Genomic DNA, 19,511 nt, shown 5'->3' with positions numbered 1-19,511 from the left:
GTTAATAACGGCGTTCCATGGTGGCCGGCACGGTGAACGGCGGGAGCAATCATGCACATTCTGCTGGTGGAAGACGATGCCCTGCTCGGCGATGGCGTGCAGGCTGGCCTGGAGGTGCACGGTTTCTCCGTGGCCTGGGTGCCCGACGGCGCCGCCGCCGAGGCGGCCCTGGCGGGCCCCGCCTTTGATCTGGTGATTCTGGATCTGGGACTGCCTGACCGGGACGGCCTGGGCTTGCTGCGCCACTGGCGCCGCCAGGGCCGGGATGAGCCGGTACTGGTGCTCACCGCCCGGGATGGCGTCGCCCACCGGGTGGCCGGCCTCAACGCCGGTGCCGACGATTACCTGGAAAAGCCCTTCGACCTGGATGAGCTGGTGGCGCGGGCGCACGCCCTGTTGCGGCGCGCGGAGGGGCGCGCCGCGCCCCTGGTGGAATACGGTCGGTTGCGCTTCGACCCGGCCCGGCAGCGGGTCTGGCTGGCGGACCGGGAAATCGCGCTGCCGCGTCGCGAGCGGGCTTTGCTGCAGGCACTGCTCGGTGCCCGGGGCCGGGTGCTTACCGGTGATGAACTGGCCGACCGGGTTTACGGCTGGACCGAGAGCGTGGAGAGCAACGCCCTGGCGGTGCACATCCACAGCCTGCGCCGCAAGTTCGGTGAAGGGCTGATCGAAACCGTGCGCGGTGAGGGTTACCGCCTGGGGGCGCCGCCATGAGGCTGGCGCCTTCGAGCCTGCGTGGCCGCCTGCTGCTGGGGCTGGGTTTGGGCCTGTCGGTGCTGTGGATGGTGCTGGCGGTGTGGCTGCACCATGAGGTGCGCGACCGGGTAGCGGCGGTGCTGGACGAGCGCCTGGCCGCCTCGGCGCGGATGGTGGCGTCGCTGGTGGACGCCGGCGCGGCGGCGCCCGCGGCCCTGACGCAAGGCGGGAGGCTGCCGCTGCGCGGTATCGCCTGCGAGGTAAGTGGTTTGCGCGGCGAACTGCTGGCGCGCTCCGGCGGCGCGCCGGAAGGCGGCCTGGCACTGGCTCGGGACGGCTTTGGCCAGCGCCGCCTGGACGGAGAGGTATGGCGCGTTTACACCGTCACCCAGGGCGAGCTGCGGGTGGCGTCCGCGGAGCGCATGGCTGGCCGCACCGGTTTCATGCGGCAGGTGGCCCTGGTGTTGCTGGTGGCGCTGTGCCTGGGGCTGCTGGCCAGCCTGGCGCTGGTGTGGTGGGCGGTCGGCCGGGCGCTGGGGCCGCTGTCGTCGCTGCGCGATCAGCTTGCCGAACGGGGCGCCGGCGAGGGTCGCGCGGTGGCCACGCCACCCGGCGCGGTGGAGCTGGAACCCATGGTCGCCACGCTCAATCAGGTATTGGGTCGGGAGCGCGATGCCCTGGACCGGGAGCGGCGTCTTACCGACGATCTGGCCCACGAATTGCGCACCCCGCTGGCGGCGATTCGCACCCAGTTGCAGGTGGCCCAGCGCACCGACGGCGCGCGCGCCGAACACGCCCGGGATGCCGCCCAGCAAGCGGCGGAGCGGCTCGGCCACAGTCTTGATCAGCTACTGGCCCTGGCCCGGGAACGCAGTGCGCCGGCGGATCGGGCGGCCCTGGGCACGGTGCTGGACGAGGTGCTGGAGGAACTGGCGGCGCCGATTCGCGAACAGGGCCTGAGCGTGCGGCGCGCGGTCAGCGTCGGTACCCCGGCGGCGCCCGCCGGGCTGGTGCGCATCGTGCTGCGCAATGTGCTGGAAAACGCCGTGCGGCACAGCCCGGAAGGCGGCGACATCGTGCTGACGGCGGTGGGCGAAGGCCGGGTTGGATTGTGCATCGATGATCAGGGGCCGGGTCTGGCCCCGGAACAGCGCCGCCGGGCCCTGGAGCGCGGTTGGCGGGGCCATGGCGGCGGTCGTGGGCTGGGACTGGCCATCGTCACCACCATCATGCGGCGCACCGGGGGCCGGGTGGCCCTGGCCGCCGCGCCCGGCGGCGGCCTTCGGGTCAGGGTCAGCTGGCCGCCGGCGGATAGCGCTTGAGCATTTCCACCACCATGGCGTCGATGCGCTTGGCGCGGCGTTCGCTGCTCAGATTCTCGTACAGGGTGTCGCGGCTGGTGGCTTCCCACACTACTTTCTTGGTGGCGCGGTCCACGAACGCCACCTGCAGTTTGTATTCCTTGTAGGTTTCGCCTTCCACCGGGGTGCTGGTGGACAGGCCATAGCCGTTGCCGAACCAGCCGAAACCGAATTGCAGGGTACTGCCCTGGAATTTTTCCACCGGCACGAAGCGGTAGCGCACCAGCAGGTCGGCGCCGTCCTTGCCGGCGCTCTCCAGTGGCCGTGCCGCCAGTTCCCGGCGCAGGGCCTCCTGGGTCCGCTGGCCGTCCAGGCTCAAGGCGCCTTCATCCTGTTCCGGCGGATCGATGGCATAGGTGCGGTAAGCGCTGAAATCGGTGCCGGCGCGATGGTCCACCACCACCGGCGACACACAGCCGGCCAGCGTCAGAGCGAGGAAGAGGGCAAACCAGCGCATGGTGTTTCTCCTTGGATGAAACCGTGTTTGCTGAAACCTTAAGCAGTATAAAGCGGCACCGGCATGCTGGCGTCAAGACGGCGGGGGATGCCCGCCGGATGCCAACCCGGCCTTGATGCCCTCGCCCAGGAAACGGGCCGCGCGGCCCGCGTACTGGCCGTCCGCATAGACCATATACAACTCCTGATAGCGGTGCACGCCCTCGCGCAGGGGCAGCGCCAGGAGGGAGCCGGCGGCCAGATCCGCCGCGATGTCGGTCTCCGGCACCCAGGCGAACCCGAGGCCCCGCAACAGCGCCTGGCGGCGGGTATGGCTGTGCGAGAAGGTCCAGCGCTTCTCCGCCCCCAGCCAGCCGGAATCCAGCCGCCGCCGGCCGGAGTCGCGCAGCACCAGCTGCCGGTGCGGCCGCAGATCGTCCAGTCCCAGGGAGCCCTGGTGATGCAGCGGATGGTCCGGCGCCGCCACCGCCACGAAGCGGATGCGGGTCAGGTGGTCGCCCATGAAGCCCGGCGGCACCCGGCCGGTGATCACCAGGTCCGCCTCGTGGCGCAGCAACGCCTCCTCGGCCCCGGAAAGGATGGTTTCCTGGAACTCCACCCGGGTCAGCGGGCTTTCCTCCGCCAGATTCACCAGGGCACACAGCACTCGCTCCTGGGGAAACAGGCCATCCGCCGCCACCCGCACCAGCGGCTCCCACCCGTGGCCGAACTGGATCGCGCTGCTCTCGATGCGACCGGCTTCCTCCAGCAGCACCTTGGCCTGCCGGTACAGCAGATTGCCGGTCTCGGTAAGCTTGGCGCGCCGTCCCTCCAGGGTGAACGCGCGCACGCCCAGCTCGGTCTCGATCTTCTGAATCGCGTAGCTGATCGCCGACTGGCTCTTGTTCAGCGCTTCCGCGGCGGCGGCATAACCGCCCTCGTCCACCACGGCGATCAGTGCCTGCCATTGGTCCAGGGTGATTTTGGTCGACATATCGAATGATTAGGCCATATTGAGCAGAATTGCCCTGTTTTATATCGGATCATCAGAAATCACAATGGTGTCATTCCGAAATTCGATGGAGACAGGGCCATGACCCGTATTCTGTATCTGCAAAACAGCCTGTTTGGTGACGAAGGCCAGTCCAGCCGGATGGCCCGGGTGTTTATCGACGGGTACCGCGAACGCCATCCGGACACCGACGTGGTGGTCCGGGATCTGGTCGCCGATGGCGTGCCGCACCTGGATCTGGAGCGGGCCGGTGCCCTGCGCGGCTTCAGCGAGAGTCTGAATGAGGATCAGAAGGCGGTCCTGGCGCTTTCCGACACCCTGGTCCAGGAGCTGCGCGACGCGGATCTGGTGGTCATCGGCATGCCCATGTACAACTTCGGCGCGCCCACTCAGTTCAAGGCCTGGATTGACCACATCGCCCGCGCCGGCGTGACCTTCAAGTACACCGAGACCGGCCCGGTGGGCCTCATCGATGATAAGCCGGTACGGGTGTTCGCCGCCCACGGCGGCTTTCACGTCGGCCAGCCCTACGAGACCACCACGGTGTTCGTGAAACAGATCTTCTCGTTCATGGGCATCCGGGACGTGCGCTTCGTTTACGCCGAGGGCCTCAACATCAGCGATGAGGTCAAGCAGCAGGCGCTGGCCCGGGCCGAGGCGGACATCGCCGCCGAGCTGGCGGCCCTGGACACGGCGGCCGCCTGAGGGCGGCCGCGAATACGCGCAAGGAACAAAGCAGGAGGAACCATGGGATTGCTGGTCGATGGACAGTGGCAGGACAAGTGGTACGACACCAAGAGCACCGGCGGGCGTTTCCAGCGTTCGGAAAGCCAGTTCCGCGACTGGGTAACCGCCGATGGCGCCGCCGGCCCCTCCGGCGAGGGTGGCTTCAAGGCGGAGAAGGGTCGCTACCATCTGTACGTGTCCTACGCCTGCCCCTGGGCCCACCGGGCCCTGGTGATGCGCGCCTGGAAAGGGCTGGAGGCGCACATCGGCGTGTCCGTGGTGCATCCATTGATGTTGGAGAATGGCTGGGAGCTGCGCGATGACTTCAACGGCGCCACCGGCGATCCGCTGTATGGCCTGGACAAACTCTACCAGCTCTACCTGAAGGCGGACGCCCATTACACCGGCCGGGTGACGGTGCCGGTGCTGTGGGACAAGGAGCGCGAGACCATCGTCAGCAATGAGTCGGCGGAAATCATCCGCATGCTCAACGGTGCCTTCGATGATCTGGGCGCGCGGCCCGGGGACTACTATCCCGAGGACCTCCGCGAGGCCATCGAGACGATCAACGAGCCGATCTACCACCGGGTCAACAACGGTGTCTACAAGGCCGGCTTCGCCACCGGTCAGGACGCCTACGACGAGGCGGTGACCGCCCTGTTCGAGACCCTGGAGGACCTGGAGCGCCGGCTCGGCGAAAGCCGCTACCTGGTGGGCAACACGCTCACCGAGGCGGATCTGCGGCTGTGGACCACCCTGGTGCGCTTCGATGCCGTGTACGTCACGCACTTCAAGTGCGACCGCAAGCGCATCGTCGATTACCCGAATCTGAACGGCTTTTTGCACGAGCTGTATCAATTGCCCGGGGTGGCGGAGACCGTGTGGATGGATCACATCCGTCATCACTATTTCCGCAGCCATCCCACGGTGAACCCGCACGGGATCATCCCCATTGGCCCGGAACTGAATCTGTCCGCGCCCCATGACCGGGAACGTCTGGGCGAGCGGGAGATACGCGTCGCCTGACCGGGCGTCGCGGGACAGAAGCCCGACAGGGCGAGGAGGCAACCATGAAAGAACGTCGCGTACTGCATACCATCCGCGCGCTGGAAACGTCCGATGGCGCCGGTGTCCGTCTGAAGCGCGCTCTGGGCCACAACCCGGCGGTGCGGCTGGACCCGTTCCTGATGCTGGACGCCTTCTCCTCGGACAACCCGGACGACTACATCGCCGGTTTCCCGGCGCACCCGCACCGTGGCTTCGAAACCGTGACCTATCTGATCGAAGGGCACATGAAGCACCGTGATCATCTGGGTAACGAGGGCGACCTCAAGCAGGGCGGGGTGCAATGGATGACCGCCGGGCGCGGCATCATCCACGAGGAAATGCCCCAGCAGCAGGACGGCCTGCTGCGTGGTTTCCAGCTGTGGATCAACCTGCCCGCCGCCGAGAAGATGAAGCCCGCCGGCTACCGGGACGTGGCCGACACCGAGATGCCGCGCCTGGATCTGCCCGGCGGCGGCCAGGTGAAGGCGATCGCCGGTGAGGTGACGCTGGACGGTGAAACGCTCACCGCGCCGGTCAGTGGCGGCACCACCGATCCGCTCTACCTGGATGTGATCCTGCGGCCGGATGAGCGGCTCACGGTGCCCGTCAGCGCCGGTTACAACGCCTTTCTGTATCTGTTCGAGGGCGACGTGAGCGTGGCCGGTGAGGCGGTGCCGGCGGAACACACCGCGGTGCTTGATGACGGCGACCAGGTGACCCTGGAAGCCGGCGCCCGGGGCGCGCGGCTGCTGTTGCTGGCGGGCAAGCCCCTGGGTGAGCCCATCGCCCAGTACGGTCCCTTCGTGATGAACACCCAGGAAGAGATCGAGCAGGCCCTGCGCGACTACCGCGCCGGTACCCTCACCGAACCGGCGGCCTGAACGCGCCCTTTCGTTTCCGTCCCCAAAACAAACCCCCGGTTCGTTCCATGAACCGGGGGTTTGTTTTTATTTATTTCATGTAATAACATAAGTTACATGAAACGAAACAGTCGATTATCCGGCGTGCTCCACGTGCTGCTGCACATGGCCGAAGCCGACCGCCCCCTGACCTCCGAAGCGCTGGCTTCGATGATGAGCACTAATCCGGTGGTGATCCGTCGCGTCCTGGCGGGGTTGCGCCGTGATGGCATGGTGCACTCCGAAAAAGGCCACGGCGGCGGGTGGCGTCTGGCCCGGGACCTGAGTGATGTGACTTTGCGTGACATTTACGTGGCCCTGGGTGAACCCGGTTTGTTGGCCCTGGGGCACCGTACCGAGTCGCCGGATTGCCTGGTGGAACAAGCCGTCAATGCCGCCATGGAGCAGGCTTTCCAGGAGGCGGAGACCGTGCTGCTGGACCGTTTCGGTGAAATTACCCTGGCGGCGCTCAGCGCCGATTTCCATGAACGTTTACACAGGCGGAGCGACGATGCGGTTTGATGCGATCGTGGTAGGTGGCAGTTACGCGGGTATGGCCGCGGCGTTGCAATTGGTGCGTGCCCGGCGCCGGGTGCTGGTGTTGGATGGCGGGCAGCGTCGCAACCGTTTCGCGAGCCACTCTCAGGGTGTGCTGACCCAGGACGGACGCGACCCGGCGGCCATTGCCGCCGACGGTCGTGCCCAGTTGCTGGTTTACCCGGATGCGACCTGGCGCGATGATCGCGCCGCCCGGGTGGCGCGGACCGAGGAGTGCTTCGAGGTGATCACGGAGGGCGGCGACCGGTTTCAGGGTGCGCGCCTGATTCTCGCTTACGGCGTGGTCGATCAACTGCCGCCGGTTTCCGGACTGTGGGAACGCTGGGGGCGCACCGTGCTGCACTGCCCTTATTGCCATGGCTACGAGTTGAACCGGGGCGAGCTGGGTGTGCTGGCCACTGGCCCCATGTCGATGCACCAGGCATTGCTGATCCCCGAATGGGGCCCGACCACCTTTTTCACCAATGGTGCATTGATGCCTGATGCGGACCAGCGCGCGCAACTGCGGGAGCGTGGTGTCCGGCTGGAAGAAGTGCCGGTGTCGGCGGTGAAGGGCGAAGCGGAAGTGTGCCTGGTTGACGGCCGGTCATTTTCGCTGGCCGGTCTGTTCGTCGCTTCCAGCATTCGGCCGGCCAGTGACCTGGCGGCACAATTGGGCTGCGAAACCAGTGATACACCAATGGGGGCCGTGGTCAAAACAGACGCTCGCCAGGCTACAACGGTGCCGGGCGTGTTCGCCTGCGGTGACCTGGCGCGGGGTGCCGGGAGTGTGTCGCTGGCAATCGGTGATGGTGCCATGGCGGGTACCGCCACGCACCAGTCACTGGCGCTGCCCACCCCGTGAGCCAGGTCGGAGCGACTGTCAAACCGCGGTTAGCGGTTTGATGCGCTCTAGCTGGTCGCGGATCGCCTGCTCGGCGTCCTAGAGGTCCACGGCCCGCTGGGCGTTGAGCCAGAAATCCGGCGTATTACCGAACAGCCGCGCCAGGCGCAGAGCCATTTCCGGGCTCAGTCCGGGTTCTCGATGGTCAGGCCACGGGTGGCGTGATCCAGGCTGGAGGCATCGGTTTCGTTGCCGAGTTTGATCATCAGGCGCAGGTCGTTGGGCGAGTCGGCGTGGGCGATGGCGTCCTCGTAGGTGATCTCGCCGGCGTCGTAGAGGTCGTAGAGCGCCTGGTCGAAGGTCTGCATGCCCTGCTCCCGGGATTTGCCCATCAACGCCTTGAGCAGGTGAATCTCGCCCTTGCGGATATGGTCGGACACCAGCGGCGTGTTGAGCAACACCTCGATGGCGGCGCGCCGGCCCTTGCCGTCCGGGGTCGGGATCAACTGCTGGGCGACGATGCCGCGCAGGTTCAGCGACAGATCCATGTACAGCTGGCCGTGCCGGTCGGCGGGGAAGAAGTGGATGATGCGGTCCAGGGCCTGGTTGGCGTTGTTGGCGTGCAGGGTGGCCAGGCACAGGTGGCCGGTTTCGGCGAAGGCGATGGCGTAATCCATGACCTCGCGGCTGCGCACCTCGCCGATCAGGATGACATCCGGGGCCTGGCGCAGGGTGTTCTTCAGGGCGATTTCGAAGGAGTCGGTATCGATGCCCACCTCGCGCTGCGTAACGATGCAGCCCTGGTGCTGATGGACGAATTCGATCGGGTCCTCGATGGAGATGATGTGCCCCTTCGAGTTCTTGTTGCGGTGGCCGATCATCGACGCCAGGGAGGTGGATTTACCGGTGCCGGTGGCGCCCACGAACAGCACCAGGCCCCGTTTGGTCATGGCCAGGTCCTTGATCACCGGTGGCAGGCGCAGGTCGTCCACGTTGGGGATCTTGGTCTCGATACGGCGCAGTACCATGCCCACCAGGTTGCGCTGATAGAAAGCGCTCACCCGGAAGCGACCGATGCCCCGGGCGGAGATCGCGAAGTTGCATTCGTGGTGCTCGGTGAACTCCTTGCGCTGCTTGTCGTTCATTACGTTGAGCACCAGGTCCCGGGTCATGTCCGGGGTCAGGGCGTTGCGGGTCACCGGCAATACCTTGCCGTTGACTTTCATGCTGGGCGGCACGCCGGCGGTAATGAACAGGTCCGAACCGCCTTTCTGCACCATCAGCTTGAGAAGATCCTCGAATTCCATGGGGGCTCCGTCTATGGCTCTATGGCAAGAAGGCCGTCTTAAAAGGCGTCCGGGGTCTTGGCTTTTTCCCGGGCCGCTTCGCGGGATACCAGGCCCTTCTGCACCAGCCCTTGCAGGCACTGATCCAGGGTCTGCATGCCCAGGGCGCCGCCGGTCTGGATCGCGGAATACATTTGCGCCACCTTGTCCTCGCGGATCAGGTTACGGATCGCGGCGGTGCCGATCATGATCTCGTGGGCCGCGATCCGGCCACCGCCGTTTTTCTTCATCAACGTCTGCGAGATTACCGCCTGCAGGGATTCGGAGAGCATCGAGCGCACCATGGACTTTTCCTCGGCGGGGAACACGTCCACCACCCGGTCGATGGTCTTGGCGGCGCTGGTGGTGTGCAGGGTGCCGAACACCAGGTGCCCGGTTTCGGCGGCGGTCAGCGCCAGACGGATGGTTTCCAGGTCCCGCAATTCGCCCACCAGAATGATGTCCGGGTCTTCCCGCAGGGCCGAGCGCAGCGCCTCGGCGAAGCCCAGGGTATCGCGGTGCACTTCCCGCTGGTTGACCAGGCACTTCTTGGATTCGTGCACGAATTCGATCGGGTCCTCGATGGTGAGGATGTGCTCGTAGCGGGTCTCGTTGATGTAGTTCATCATCGCCGCCAGCGTGGTGGACTTACCGGAGCCGGTGGGGCCGGTCACCAGCACGATGCCGCGCGGGAAGTCGGAGATGTTCTGGAACACCTTGCCCATGCCCAGATCCTCCATGGTCAGCACCTTGGAGGGAATGGTCCGGAACACGGCGCCGGCGCCGCGGTTCTGGTTGAAGGCGTTGACCCGGAAGCGGGCCACCCCGGGCACCTCGAAGGAGAAGTCGGTCTCCAGGAACTCCTCGTAGTCCTTGCGCTGCTTGTCGTTCATTATGTCGTAGACCAGCGCGTGGACTTCCTTGTGCTCCATGGGCGGCAGGTTGATCCGGCGCACGTCCCCGTCGACGCGGATCATCGGCGGCAGCCCGGCGGAAAGGTGTAAATCCGAGGCGCCGTTCTTGGCGCTGAAGGCAAGCAGTTCGGTGATGTCCATGGGTTTCGGTATTCTTCTCAGTAGAAATTCGCAGAGTCTTAAACTAACCGCTCCCCGGGAGCCATTCAATCATGCCCGACGCTGATACGCCGCTAACCTCGATTCGCGCACGGATTCACGCCGCCTGCACGGCCGCCGGCCGGGACCCGGACACGGTCACCCTGGTGGCGGTGAGCAAGACCCGTGGCGCCGATGAAATCGCCGCCCTGGCGGACCAGGGCCAGCGCCATTTCGGCGAAAATTACCTGCAGGAGGCTCTGGACAAGATGCCGGCCCTGGCCGGTCGCGGCCTGATCTGGCATTTCATCGGTCCGCTGCAGTCCAACAAGACCCGGGAGGTGGCCGAGCACTTCCACTGGGTGCATTCGGTGGACCGCGCCAAGATCGCCCGTCGGCTGAATGACCAGCGCCCGGCGGATTTGCCGCCACTGGAGGTCTGTCTGCAGGTCAATCTGGACAACGAGGACAGCAAGAGCGGCCTGCCCCTGGCTGAGGTACCGGTGCTGGCGGCCCGGTTCGGGGAATGGCCCAGGCTGCGGCTGCGTGGCCTGATGGCGATTCCCCGTGCCGACGCCCAGGACCACAACCGGGCCGCGTTCCGCCAGCTCGCCATGACACTGTCACAATTGCGCAATACAATGCCGGCCCTCGACACCCTGTCCATGGGCATGAGCGCGGACTATCCGGTGGCCATCGAAGAAGGCGCCACCCTGATCCGGCTGGGCACCGCCCTGTTCGGCCCGCGTCCGCCCAAGCAGGACGGCTAATAAAGGAATGGCGCAGTTATGGCACAGCAACTGATTGGATTCATCGGGGCCGGCAACATGGCCAACAGCCTGGCCGGCGGCATGATCGCCAAGGGCATTCGTCCGGCGCGCATCTGGATGAGCGATCCGTCCAAGGACCGTCTGGATGAAGTGTCGCAACTGCACCGGGTGCACGTGACCCACGACAACCTGGACGTGGCGCGCCGCGTGGACGTGCTGGTGCTGGCGGTGAAGCCCCAGGTGATGGGCGATGCCTGCGCTGCCCTGCGCGAGATCATCGTCGAACGCCAGCCCATGGTGATCTCCATCGCCGCCGGCGTCACCGTGGCCAATCTGCGTGAATGGCTGGGCGACGCGCCCATCGTGCGTTGCATGCCCAATACCCCGGCCCTGGTGCAGGCCGGCGCCACCGGCCTGTTCGCCGCCGACGGTGTGAGCGAGGAGCAAAAGGCCATGGCCGGGCAGATTCTCGGTGCCGTCGGGTTGACCTTCTGGTTCGATCAGGAGAAGGAGCTGGACGCGGTGACCGCGGTGTCCGGTTCCGGTCCGGCCTACTTTTTCCTGCTCATGGAATCCCTGATCGACGCCGCCGTGGCCCAGGGGCTGGATGCCGCCACCGCCCGCCAGATGGTGCTGCAAACCGCCTGGGGCGCCGCTCAGCTGGCGATCACCAGTGAAGCGGGCCCGGAAATTCTGCGTCAGCGGGTGACCAGCCCCGGCGGCACCACCGCCGCCGCGCTGGGCGTGTTCGAGGAGGCCGGTTTCCGCGAGCAGGTACAGGCCGCCGTGGCCGCCGCCCGCGAGCGCTCCGAACAACTGGCGGAGTAGTCCCGGCCCGTGCCCGATTCGGGTGCGGGGTGATACAGGCTGGTGCGCCCACGCCGTCAGGGGGTGTACCTTTCCGATTTGGTGGTGCTAGTATCTTTCGCGGTGAACGCCGCGTTCCGCGCGGGCGCGTCACCGGCACCCGAGGTGGTGCGAAAATTGCTTGAGCCTGGTACCGCTTCGCTGGCCTCCGCGCCGGCACAGGCAACGAAGTCTGTCGCGGTACTCAACAGAAGGCGCTGATAACGGCGCCGTTGATAAAGACAATCGAAGGCGAAGAAGCCCCGTCGACTCTTGGAGTCGACGGGGCTTTTTTTTTGGAGAAAAAAATATGGGAAAGCTGAAAGAGTGGTTTCAAGGTCCACAGGACATCACTGAAGCGGAAGCGGTGGAAGATTACGCCGTCGGCCGCGTTCCCCATCACTATCGCTGGCCGATTCCGGCCATCATTCTGGTGCTGCTCGGTAACTCCACCGCCATGTTCTGGTTCAGCCTGGGCGCCGACATGACCTATCAGGTGGGTTGGCCAAAGGTGTGGATACCGATCCTCTACATGGCGGTGCTCGCCACCCTGATCGGCGCCGTGATCATGAAACTGGCCAGCAAGGAAGGCCTGTCGCTGAACCTGATGACCCGGGGTCTGGGCTTCGGCTATATGGGCTCGGCGGTCACCTCGCTGATCTACGCGATCAACTTTATTTTCTATTTTCTGTTCGAAGGCACCATCGTTTCCCACGCCATCGCCAATCAACTGGGCATCGCCGTGGATTCGCCCATGGGCATCGCGATCTTCGCCACCATGGGCCTGGCCGCCATCTGGTTCGTCTGGAAGGGAATGTCCTCGATGCAGTTTCTGCAGACCTGGGGCGTGCCGATCTTCGTGGTGTTGTTCGCGTTCTGCATGTGGCAACTGGCCCATGACTACACGCCGGTGGGCTTCGCCGGTTGGCAACCCAAGGGTGACGCGGACAGCAACGCCATGTGGATGGTGTTGAACATGGCCAACGGGCAGATCGTGTTCCAGGGCCTGCTCGCCACCGATTACGGGCGCTTCGCCAAACCCGGCATCACTCACAAGGGCACCGCCACCATCATGCTCGGCATGCTGATCCCGATCGTCGCCGTGATGTTGTTCGGCGCCTACCTGGCCTACACCCTGATGCCGCACATCAAAAGCGGCGACGTCTGGAGCCATGCGCTTGATCCGGGTTTCGTATTCCCCATGGTGATCGGCGTGGTGGGTGTGATCTTCACCATCATCACGCAGATCCGCATCAACGTGATGAACCTGTATTCCGGCTCCATCGCGCTCTCCAACACCATGGACATGGCCTTTAACTACCGGCCCGGCCGGCAGTGGTGGATGGTGCTGGTATGGGCGTTCGGGGTGCTGTTCTATGTGTGCAACATCCTTCAGTACACCGGCACTTTCCTGGCCATCACCGGCATTCTCACCAACACCTGGGTGTTCATCATCCTCACCGATTACTTCGTGTGCCGGAAGCTGTTGGGCCTGGCGCCCACCGACTTCGTGGAATACCGCAAGGAGTACCTGCGCCGCTGGAACCCGTCCGGCTCGATCGCGTTGGCGGTGGCCGTGGCGATTGGCGCCGCCGGCATTCTCGGCGCCTATCCGATGGTGTTCGCTTCCTTCATCGCCATGCTGGTGGGTCCGGTGATCCATGTGATCATCAGCGCCGCCACCCGTGGTCGTTTTTACTTCAGCACTTTCCCCGAGGACATGCCGACCCGCTGGCGGCCTTCCCAGCGCTACCAGGGACCGCGCCCGGACGCCGCGGCCATGTCCTATTCATCCGCACAATAACAGGAGCGTTTCCATGACCGCGCAAAAACTGCCGGTGGCGGCGGTTCAGTTCGAACCGACGCTGGGCAAGAAAAGCGACAACATCGACCGTTTGCTGGCGTTGACCGAGGAGGCGGCCCGGGACGGCGCCCGCCTGATCGTGCTGCCAGAGATGGCCACCACCGGTTATTGCTGGTATCACCGCGAGGAAGTGGCCCCCCATGTGGAGCCGGTGCCCGGCCCCACCACGGAGGCGTTCACCGCGCTGGCCGCCCGTCATGATTGCTACATCGTGGTGGGAATGCCGGAGCGGGACCCGGCCACCGATCTTTACTACAACAGCGCCGTGCTGGTGGGGCCGGCGGGGGTGGTGGGCGTGCACCGCAAGACGCACCCCTACATCGCCGAGCCGAAATGGGCCGCCAATGGCGACCAGCACGCGGTGTTCGATACCCCCATTGGCCGCATCGGTCTGCTGGTCTGCATGGACATCCATTTCGTGGAAACCGCGCGGCTGATGGCGCTGAACGGTGCCCAGGTGATCTGCCATCTCAGCAACTGGCTGGATGAGCGCACGCCGGCGCCCTACTGGCTGACCCGGGCCTGGGAAAACGATTGCGCACTGATCGAAGGCAACCGCTGGGGATGGGAGCGGGGCGTGCAGTTCAGCGGCGGCAGTTGCGTGGTGGGCGCCGATGGCGCCCTGCTCGGCTACCGCGATAGCGGCGACGGCGTGGTGCGCGCCGACATTGAGCTGCCCGAACGCAACCGCAGCCTGGGTAAGCGGCGACCGGAGTTGTACCACCGGCTGCTGACCAACACCTTCAGTTGGAACCCGAAGGATTTCTTTGGCCTGTACGGTTTCCGGCCGCTGCCCCCGGGCAAGCGGTCGGTGGTGGCCGCCGCCCAGTTCGCGCCCGCCGAGCACGTTAACGGCAACCTGCGGACCCTGCGCGACCTGGCCCGCCAGGCCAGGGACGGCGGCGCCGAACTGCTGGTGTTCCCGGAGCGGGCCCTGACCGGCCCCGGTGGCGCGGACAGTGCCATCGAGGCCGGTGACCCGGCGTTGCAGGAAGTGCTCGACATCGCTTTGGAAACCAACCTCAATCTGGTGGTGGGCTGGCTGGAGCGGGACGGAGACCGCTATTACAACAGCGCCCGCCTGGTGGGCCCCGCCGGCGTACTGGCGGACTATCGGCAGATTCACGTGGCCGAGCGGGACCGTCACTGGCTCAGCGCCGGTGACCGCTGGGTGTTCCACGATCTGCCCTGTGGCCGAGTCGGCCTGCTGCTCGGTGAGGATCTGACCGTGCCCGAGGCCGGTCGCGTGTTGAGCCTGGAGGGCTGTGACATCATCGCCGCGCCGGCATCGTTGCACGGCCCGGTGCCGATGGCTCACGCTGGTTCGCGTATTGCCCAGAACTACCCGATTCCCACCGGCGAGGACCCGCACCATTGGCTGCTGCCGCGCGTGCGCGCCGGTGAGAACAACCTGTGGCTGGTGTTCGCCAACGACGCCGGCGGCGGCGCCTTCGGGCTCAGCGGGGTGTACGGGCCGGACACCTTCGCGTTCCCGCGCAGCGAGGTGAAACAGATTCGCCACGGTGGCGTGGTGATGATGACCATCGACACCGGCGACGATCAGGCCCCGTACCCCACCCATGTGGTGCGCCGCAAGGATCTGGTGCTGATGCGCCAGCCGCATCATTATCAACCCCTGGTGGAGCGCGAAACGACCGGTTGAAACCGTATCGGGGCGGCTCCGCCGCCCCCTTTTCAGGAGCAGCAATTTTCCAGGAGCAGCAACTTTTCAGGAGCAGCAACTTTTCAGGAGCAGCAATGGCTTCGCGACACGATACCGAGAGCGGCAAGCCAGTGATCCCGGTGGGCATTCTGTATTCCGTCTCCGGCGAGTATGGCGTGATCGGTCGGGAGATGCTCAACGGCATCATGATGTCCATCGAGCAGATCAACGCCAACAACGAATTCGATTTCACCCTGGCGCCGATCGTGCGTGACCCGGGCGGTGTATTGGATCATTACCATGAACACTGCCACGAGTTGTTGTACCGCCACGGCGTCAAGCACATCGTCGGCTGCTACACCTCGGCGTCACGCAAGGTGATTCTGCCGCTGATCGAAGGCGCCAACGCCCTGTTGTGGCATTCCGCCCGCTACGAAGGCTTCGAGAGCAGCAACAACGTCATCTACCTGGGCGCCGCGCCCAATCAGCATGTGTTGCCGATGCTGGCCTGGTTGCTGCGCGAGCATCCCGGCGATATCTATCACGTCGGGTCCAACTACGTCTGGTCCTGGGAGATCGACCGCATCACCGCGGAGGCGTTGGCCGCCACCGGCCACCGGCTCGAAGCCAGCCGGCTGGTGAACCTGGGTGATACCGATGTGGACGCGATCATCCAGGACATCGCCGAACGCCGGCCCAAGGTGGTGCTCGTGACCCTGGTTGGGCAATCCGCCTATCGCTTCTACCATGCCTGGCGAGAGGCCGCCGAGCGCGACCCCTATCTGGCGTCGGACACCGTCATCAAGCTCAGCCTGACGCTGTGCGAAGCGGAGGTGAGCCTGGTGGGCAAGGAAGCCCTGGAGGGTTACCTGGTGTCCTCCGCCTGGTTTCAGTCGGTGCGCAACGAAGCCAACACGCGCTTTCTGGATCAGTACCGCGCGCGCTTCGGCGATCACAGTTCACCGTCGGTGGATTCGGTGGCGGCCTGGACCGCCGGCCAGTTCCTGGCGCGCGCCATTCACCGGTGCGGCGGCCAGCAGGTGGAAGCGGTGCGCGCGGCCGCCTGGCGGGATGAACTGGAAAGCCCGGCGGGCCGGGTACGCATCGACCCGGACAACAACCATGCCTGGCTAACCCCGCGCCTGGCCCGCTGCCATGACGGTCGCCTGGAAGTGTTTTGGGAGGGCGATGAACCGATCAAGCCGGACCCCTGGCTGACATGGGTGGATCTGGACGCGCTCGGCCCGGGAGCCAGCTAGCCATGTCCCGGCCACGGATACGCGTAAGGGGGCTGCGGCTGCTGGTGATCGCCTGTGATGGCCGCGACGCCCGGCACCTGGAGCAACAGTTCCGCCGCCTTGGGGTGGAAGGCCGCTTTTACGATGACCTGCCTGACGAGCAGTCGTGCGAGGACGCCGACATGGTGCTGTTCGACGGTGACAGCCCGGTGCTCAGCCATCCGGATCGTGAGCTGACCTGGCCGGCGTTGCCGCTCATAGTGCTGACCGGCGTGGAAGCACCGTCGCGGTTGCAGTGGATCATCCGCCAGGCGCCCTCGGCCTACCTGCGCAAGCCGGTGCGCTTCGACGGGGTGATGACCGCTCTGACCCTGGCGCGGGCCGCCGCCGATCAGCGCCAAGGCCTGGAAGTACGCATCGAGCGTCTTGAGGAGCGGTTGCGGATACGCCGGTTTCTGTTCTCGGCGCAGTTGTTGCTGATGAAGACGTTCGATCTCGGCGAGGACGACGCCTATGCGTTGTTGCGGTCGCTGGCCATGAACCAGCAAAAGACCGTGGAACATTTCAGCCTCGATCTGCTGGCCCGCCCGGAAGGTTATCTGCGCCTCGCCAAGGATCTTATCGGCTAGCGCCTGGCGTGCCATCGGGCGACCGTTTCGGTATCCTTCGGCTTTGCTTTCCGGCGCGCGCAAGGAACAATCCATGGCGGTGAACAGACGAGAGAAAGGCTCCTCGATTACCCGGGTGCTGGGCCTGATCGAGCGGGTCTCCCGGGAGCAGCGCCCGATCTCGCCGGCGGATCTTTCCCACCTTCTGGATATCCCCAAACCCAGCGTGCACCGGTTGCTGCAGCAACTGGAAAAAGAAGATTTTCTGCGCATGGACAGCCGTGGGCTGTGGATTCCCGGCCCGCGTCTGTATCGGATTTCCCTGGACGTATTCCAAAGCGACAGCTATCGCCTGGAGCGCGAGGCGATTCTCAACACGCTGGCGGCGCGCATCGGCGAGACCTGCTCCATCGCCATCCCCATGCAGTTGGAAATGATGTATTCCGATCGCGCCCAGGCCAACTGGCCGCTGCACATTCATTTGCCGGTGGGCACGCGCACGCCGGTATGGTGCACCGCCAGCGGCAAGCTGTATCTGGCGTTGCTGCCCGAGGAGCGTCGCCGCGCGGTGGTCGCCAGCTTGCCGCTGACGCGCATGGCGCGGAACACCTTCACCGACGAGCGGCAATTTCTCGATGAACTGGCGGCCATCGCCGAGCGCGAGGAAAGCGAGGACAACGAGGAGTTCATTGACGGCATGGTGGCGGTGGCGGTGCCGATCCGCGATCCGGATGGCCAGCCGTTTGCCTTTCTCAATGTGCACGCGCCGGTAATCCGCACCGACCTCGCCACCCTGCGCGGCTTCCTGCCGATGATGCGCGAAGCCGCCGCCGCCCTCGGCGCCATCCAGTAACGTGTAGGACCGACTTGTAGGAGCGACTTCAGTCGCGATAGCACACACCGAGATCGTGGCTGCAGCACCGAGATCGCGGCTGAAGCCGCTCCTACGGGGGAGGCTGTCCGGCGAAAAAAAAGCGGCCGCGGTGTTCACCGGGGCCGCCAGAGGCAAGGCAGATTCAACGGGCGCTTTATTTCATGGTTGGCATGGAAAACTCGGCGTTCTCGCGCACCGCCGAGGAGGGCCAGCGCTGGGTGATGGTCTTGCGCTTGGTGTAGAAGCGCACGCCGTCCGGGCCGTAGGCATGCAGGTCGCCAAACAGGGAGCGTTTCCAGCCACCGAAGCTGTGGTAGGCCACCGGCACCGGCAGCGGGATGTTGATACCCACCATGCCCACCTGGATGTGGTCACTGAAATAGCGGGCCGCTTCACCGTCGCGAGTGTAGATACAGGTGCCGTTGCCGTACTCGTGGTCGTTGATCAGCGTCATCGCTTCTTCCATGGAACCGGCGCGCATCACCTGCAGAACCGGGCCGAAAATTTCCGCCTTGTAGCTGTCCATTTCGGCGGTAACGCCGTCGATCAGAGTGGCGCCCACGAAGAAGCCCTGCTCGTAGCCCGGTACGGTCAGGTGGCGGCCATCCACCACCACCCGGGCACCCTGGTCCTCGGCGCTGTCGATGTGGCCGATCACCCGGGCCTGGTGTTCCCGGGTGATGGTCGGCCCGAAGTCGTTGCTTTGCTCCTCGTAGACACCCACTTTCAGGCTGGCCATGGCGTCCTTGAGTTTGTCCACCAGGCGATCCGCGACCTCGTCGCCCACCGCCACCGCCACCGACAGCGCCATGCAGCGTTCGCCGCAGGAGCCGAAGGCGGCGCCCAGCAGGGAGTTGACCACGTTGTCCATGTCCGCGTCCGGCATCACGATGGCGTGGTTCTTGGCGCCGCCCAGGGCCTGGCAGCGTTTGCCGTTGGCGCTGGCGGTGGCATAGATGTACTCGGCGATGGGCGTGGAGCCGACGAAGCTCACCGCCATCACGCGGGGATCGGTGAGCAGGGTGTCCACGGCTTCCTTGTCGCCATTGACCACATTGAAAACGCCGTCCGGCAGGCCGGCTTCCTTGAGCAGGGCGGCCATCAGCATGGAGGCGCTGGGATCGCGCTCCGAGGGCTTGAGCACGAAGGTGTTGCCGCACACCAGCGCCATCGGGAACATCCACAGCGGCACCATGGCCGGGAAGTTGAACGGCGTGATGCCGGCCACCACGCCCAGGGGCTGGAATTCGCTCCAGGAATCGATGCCCGGGCCCACGTCCTTGGAGTATTCCCCTTTCAGCAGTTCCGGCGCGCCGCAGGCGTACTCCACGTTCTCGATGCCGCGCTGCAGTTCACCGGCGGCGTCGTGCAGGATCTTGCCGTGCTCGGCGCCGATGGCCCGACACACCGCGTCGGCGTTCTGCTCCAGCAGTTCCTTGAAGCGGAACATGATGCGCGCGCGCTTCATGGGCGGGGTGGCCCGCCAGGCGGGGAAAGCCTGCTCGGCGGCGGTGACCGCTTCTTCCACGGTGCCCTTGGAAGCCAGCGCCACCCGGCCGCTGGCCTCGCCGGTGGCCGGGTTGAAGACGTCCTGCGTGCGGGTGTTGTCCTCGCGCTCGGCGCCGTTGATGAAATGGCCTATCACGTTCATGGAGATACCTCGAATCGGGTGTATTGAATCAGCGTGTGTTGAATCACGGTGTGTTGAATTGGA

General features: G+C 65.4%; 19 protein-coding genes. 14 read left to right on the top strand and 5 right to left on the bottom strand.

Annotated features, from left to right (window positions below):
* Positions 1-51: 51 nt before the first annotated feature.
* Together ACLD02_RS00955 and ACLD02_RS00950 are read left to right on the top strand one after the other, a co-directional pair.
* Positions 52-714: a response regulator transcription factor gene (locus ACLD02_RS00955; protein ID WP_203104414.1), complete on the top strand. Its 663-nt coding sequence runs from the start codon at positions 52-54 to the stop codon at positions 712-714.
* A complete protein-coding gene (locus ACLD02_RS00950) occupies positions 711-2,018 on the top strand; it encodes an ATP-binding protein (protein WP_410297717.1) in 1,308 nt (435 codons plus the stop codon). The genes ACLD02_RS00955 and ACLD02_RS00950 overlap by 4 nt, the downstream gene beginning before the upstream one ends.
* Here the strand turns inward: ACLD02_RS00950 and ACLD02_RS00945 are convergent.
* Positions 1,990-2,514: a DUF4136 domain-containing protein gene (locus tag ACLD02_RS00945; protein WP_203104420.1), complete on the bottom strand. Its 525-nt coding sequence runs from the start codon at positions 2,512-2,514 to the stop codon at positions 1,990-1,992. The two genes, ACLD02_RS00950 and ACLD02_RS00945, sit on opposite strands and share 29 nt — an antisense overlap.
* A gap of 72 nt (positions 2,515-2,586) precedes the next feature.
* On the bottom strand, positions 2,587-3,486 hold the full coding sequence (locus ACLD02_RS00940) for a LysR family transcriptional regulator (protein ID WP_410297716.1): 900 nt from the start codon (positions 3,484-3,486) through the stop codon (positions 2,587-2,589).
* A 99-nt stretch (positions 3,487-3,585) separates the two neighbouring features.
* Here ACLD02_RS00940 and ACLD02_RS00935 point away from each other — a divergent pair, with 99 nt between their 5' ends.
* The 5 genes from ACLD02_RS00935 to ACLD02_RS00915 all read left to right on the top strand — a co-directional run bounded on the left by ACLD02_RS00935 (position 3,586) and on the right by ACLD02_RS00915 (position 7,578).
* The gene (locus ACLD02_RS00935; protein ID WP_203104425.1) at positions 3,586-4,209 is read left to right on the top strand and encodes an FMN-dependent NADH-azoreductase; all 624 of its coding nucleotides are present in this window, start codon (positions 3,586-3,588) and stop codon (positions 4,207-4,209) included.
* Between the two features lie 42 nt (positions 4,210-4,251).
* Positions 4,252-5,256, top strand: a complete 1,005-nt coding sequence (locus tag ACLD02_RS00930; protein WP_203104428.1) for a glutathione S-transferase family protein — start codon at positions 4,252-4,254, stop codon at positions 5,254-5,256.
* Between the two features lie 44 nt (positions 5,257-5,300).
* A complete protein-coding gene (locus tag ACLD02_RS00925) occupies positions 5,301-6,158 on the top strand; it encodes a pirin family protein (protein WP_203104432.1) in 858 nt (285 codons plus the stop codon).
* 96 nt (positions 6,159-6,254) lie between these two features.
* Positions 6,255-6,698, top strand: a complete 444-nt coding sequence (locus ACLD02_RS00920; protein ID WP_203104436.1) for an Rrf2 family transcriptional regulator — start codon at positions 6,255-6,257, stop codon at positions 6,696-6,698.
* The gene (locus tag ACLD02_RS00915) at positions 6,688-7,578 is read left to right on the top strand and encodes an NAD(P)/FAD-dependent oxidoreductase (protein WP_410297715.1); all 891 of its coding nucleotides are present in this window, start codon (positions 6,688-6,690) and stop codon (positions 7,576-7,578) included. The genes ACLD02_RS00920 and ACLD02_RS00915 overlap by 11 nt, the downstream gene beginning before the upstream one ends.
* Before the next feature lie 164 nt (positions 7,579-7,742).
* On the opposite strand, the gene ACLD02_RS00910 is transcribed toward ACLD02_RS00915, so the two are convergent.
* Both ACLD02_RS00910 and ACLD02_RS00905 read right to left on the bottom strand, forming a co-directional pair.
* Positions 7,743-8,864: a PilT/PilU family type 4a pilus ATPase gene (locus ACLD02_RS00910; protein ID WP_203104441.1), complete on the bottom strand. Its 1,122-nt coding sequence runs from the start codon at positions 8,862-8,864 to the stop codon at positions 7,743-7,745.
* 38 nt (positions 8,865-8,902) lie between these two features.
* A complete protein-coding gene (locus ACLD02_RS00905) occupies positions 8,903-9,937 on the bottom strand; it encodes a type IV pilus twitching motility protein PilT (protein WP_203104443.1) in 1,035 nt (344 codons plus the stop codon).
* Between the two features lie 71 nt (positions 9,938-10,008).
* Here ACLD02_RS00905 and ACLD02_RS00900 point away from each other — a divergent pair, with 71 nt between their 5' ends.
* From ACLD02_RS00900 to ACLD02_RS00870, 7 genes are all read left to right on the top strand, one after another.
* The gene (locus tag ACLD02_RS00900; RefSeq protein WP_410297714.1) at positions 10,009-10,704 is read left to right on the top strand and encodes a YggS family pyridoxal phosphate-dependent enzyme; all 696 of its coding nucleotides are present in this window, start codon (positions 10,009-10,011) and stop codon (positions 10,702-10,704) included.
* 18 nt (positions 10,705-10,722) lie between these two features.
* Complete coding sequence (proC, locus tag ACLD02_RS00895) at positions 10,723-11,532, top strand: pyrroline-5-carboxylate reductase (protein WP_203104447.1); 810 nt, start codon at positions 10,723-10,725, stop codon at positions 11,530-11,532.
* Between the two features lie 328 nt (positions 11,533-11,860).
* Positions 11,861-13,354 carry a purine-cytosine permease family protein gene (locus ACLD02_RS00890; RefSeq protein ID WP_410297713.1) on the top strand — a complete coding sequence of 498 codons (1,494 nt, stop codon included), beginning with the start codon at positions 11,861-11,863 and terminating at the stop codon, positions 13,352-13,354.
* 13 nt (positions 13,355-13,367) lie between these two features.
* Positions 13,368-15,077, top strand: coding sequence for a nitrilase-related carbon-nitrogen hydrolase (locus tag ACLD02_RS00885; protein WP_410297712.1), 1,710 nt, complete (start codon positions 13,368-13,370; stop codon positions 15,075-15,077).
* Between the two features lie 95 nt (positions 15,078-15,172).
* Positions 15,173-16,336 carry a transporter substrate-binding domain-containing protein gene (locus ACLD02_RS00880; protein ID WP_203104452.1) on the top strand — a complete coding sequence of 388 codons (1,164 nt, stop codon included), beginning with the start codon at positions 15,173-15,175 and terminating at the stop codon, positions 16,334-16,336.
* Positions 16,337-16,338: 2 nt separating this feature from the next.
* The gene (locus ACLD02_RS00875; protein WP_410297711.1) at positions 16,339-16,944 is read left to right on the top strand and encodes an ANTAR domain-containing response regulator; all 606 of its coding nucleotides are present in this window, start codon (positions 16,339-16,341) and stop codon (positions 16,942-16,944) included.
* A gap of 73 nt (positions 16,945-17,017) precedes the next feature.
* Complete coding sequence (locus ACLD02_RS00870; protein WP_203104456.1) at positions 17,018-17,776, top strand: IclR family transcriptional regulator; 759 nt, start codon at positions 17,018-17,020, stop codon at positions 17,774-17,776.
* A 175-nt stretch (positions 17,777-17,951) separates the two neighbouring features.
* Here the strand turns inward: ACLD02_RS00870 and ACLD02_RS00865 are convergent, their stop codons facing one another.
* Entirely contained in the window at positions 17,952-19,448 is a 1,497-nt protein-coding gene (locus ACLD02_RS00865; protein WP_203104458.1) for a CoA-acylating methylmalonate-semialdehyde dehydrogenase, read from the bottom strand.
* Positions 19,449-19,511 lie beyond the last annotated feature (63 nt).

It is taken from the genome of Alloalcanivorax sp. C16-2 (assembly GCF_046507615.1).
In the GTDB taxonomy this organism is placed as follows: Bacteria; Pseudomonadota; Gammaproteobacteria; order Pseudomonadales; family Alcanivoracaceae; genus Alloalcanivorax; species Alloalcanivorax marinus_A.
This window is presented reverse-complemented; position numbering and strand designations above follow the sequence as displayed.

Coding starts and splice junctions, on each gene's coding strand:
- ACLD02_RS00945 (WP_203104420.1), bottom strand. CDS start 2,514: ATGCGCTGGTTTGCCCTCTTCCTCGCTCTGACGCTGGCCGGCTGTGTG.
- ACLD02_RS00940 (WP_410297716.1), bottom strand. CDS start 3,486: ATGTCGACCAAAATCACCCTGGACCAATGGCAGGCACTGATCGCCGTG.
- ACLD02_RS00930 (WP_203104428.1), top strand. CDS start 4,252: ATGGGATTGCTGGTCGATGGACAGTGGCAGGACAAGTGGTACGACACC.
- ACLD02_RS00910 (WP_203104441.1), bottom strand. CDS start 8,864: ATGGAATTCGAGGATCTTCTCAAGCTGATGGTGCAGAAAGGCGGTTCG.
- ACLD02_RS00885 (WP_410297712.1), top strand. CDS start 13,368: ATGACCGCGCAAAAACTGCCGGTGGCGGCGGTTCAGTTCGAACCGACG.
- ACLD02_RS00925 (WP_203104432.1), top strand. CDS start 5,301: ATGAAAGAACGTCGCGTACTGCATACCATCCGCGCGCTGGAAACGTCC.
- ACLD02_RS00905 (WP_203104443.1), bottom strand. CDS start 9,937: ATGGACATCACCGAACTGCTTGCCTTCAGCGCCAAGAACGGCGCCTCG.
- ACLD02_RS00880 (WP_203104452.1), top strand. CDS start 15,173: ATGGCTTCGCGACACGATACCGAGAGCGGCAAGCCAGTGATCCCGGTG.
- ACLD02_RS00875 (WP_410297711.1), top strand. CDS start 16,339: ATGTCCCGGCCACGGATACGCGTAAGGGGGCTGCGGCTGCTGGTGATC.
- ACLD02_RS00915 (WP_410297715.1), top strand. CDS start 6,688: ATGCGGTTTGATGCGATCGTGGTAGGTGGCAGTTACGCGGGTATGGCC.
- ACLD02_RS00955 (WP_203104414.1), top strand. CDS start 52: ATGCACATTCTGCTGGTGGAAGACGATGCCCTGCTCGGCGATGGCGTG.
- ACLD02_RS00920 (WP_203104436.1), top strand. CDS start 6,255: ATGAAACGAAACAGTCGATTATCCGGCGTGCTCCACGTGCTGCTGCAC.
- proC (WP_203104447.1), top strand. CDS start 10,723: ATGGCACAGCAACTGATTGGATTCATCGGGGCCGGCAACATGGCCAAC.
- ACLD02_RS00950 (WP_410297717.1), top strand. CDS start 711: ATGAGGCTGGCGCCTTCGAGCCTGCGTGGCCGCCTGCTGCTGGGGCTG.
- ACLD02_RS00870 (WP_203104456.1), top strand. CDS start 17,018: ATGGCGGTGAACAGACGAGAGAAAGGCTCCTCGATTACCCGGGTGCTG.
- ACLD02_RS00935 (WP_203104425.1), top strand. CDS start 3,586: ATGACCCGTATTCTGTATCTGCAAAACAGCCTGTTTGGTGACGAAGGC.
- ACLD02_RS00890 (WP_410297713.1), top strand. CDS start 11,861: ATGGGAAAGCTGAAAGAGTGGTTTCAAGGTCCACAGGACATCACTGAA.
- ACLD02_RS00900 (WP_410297714.1), top strand. CDS start 10,009: ATGCCCGACGCTGATACGCCGCTAACCTCGATTCGCGCACGGATTCAC.
- ACLD02_RS00865 (WP_203104458.1), bottom strand. CDS start 19,448: ATGAACGTGATAGGCCATTTCATCAACGGCGCCGAGCGCGAGGACAAC.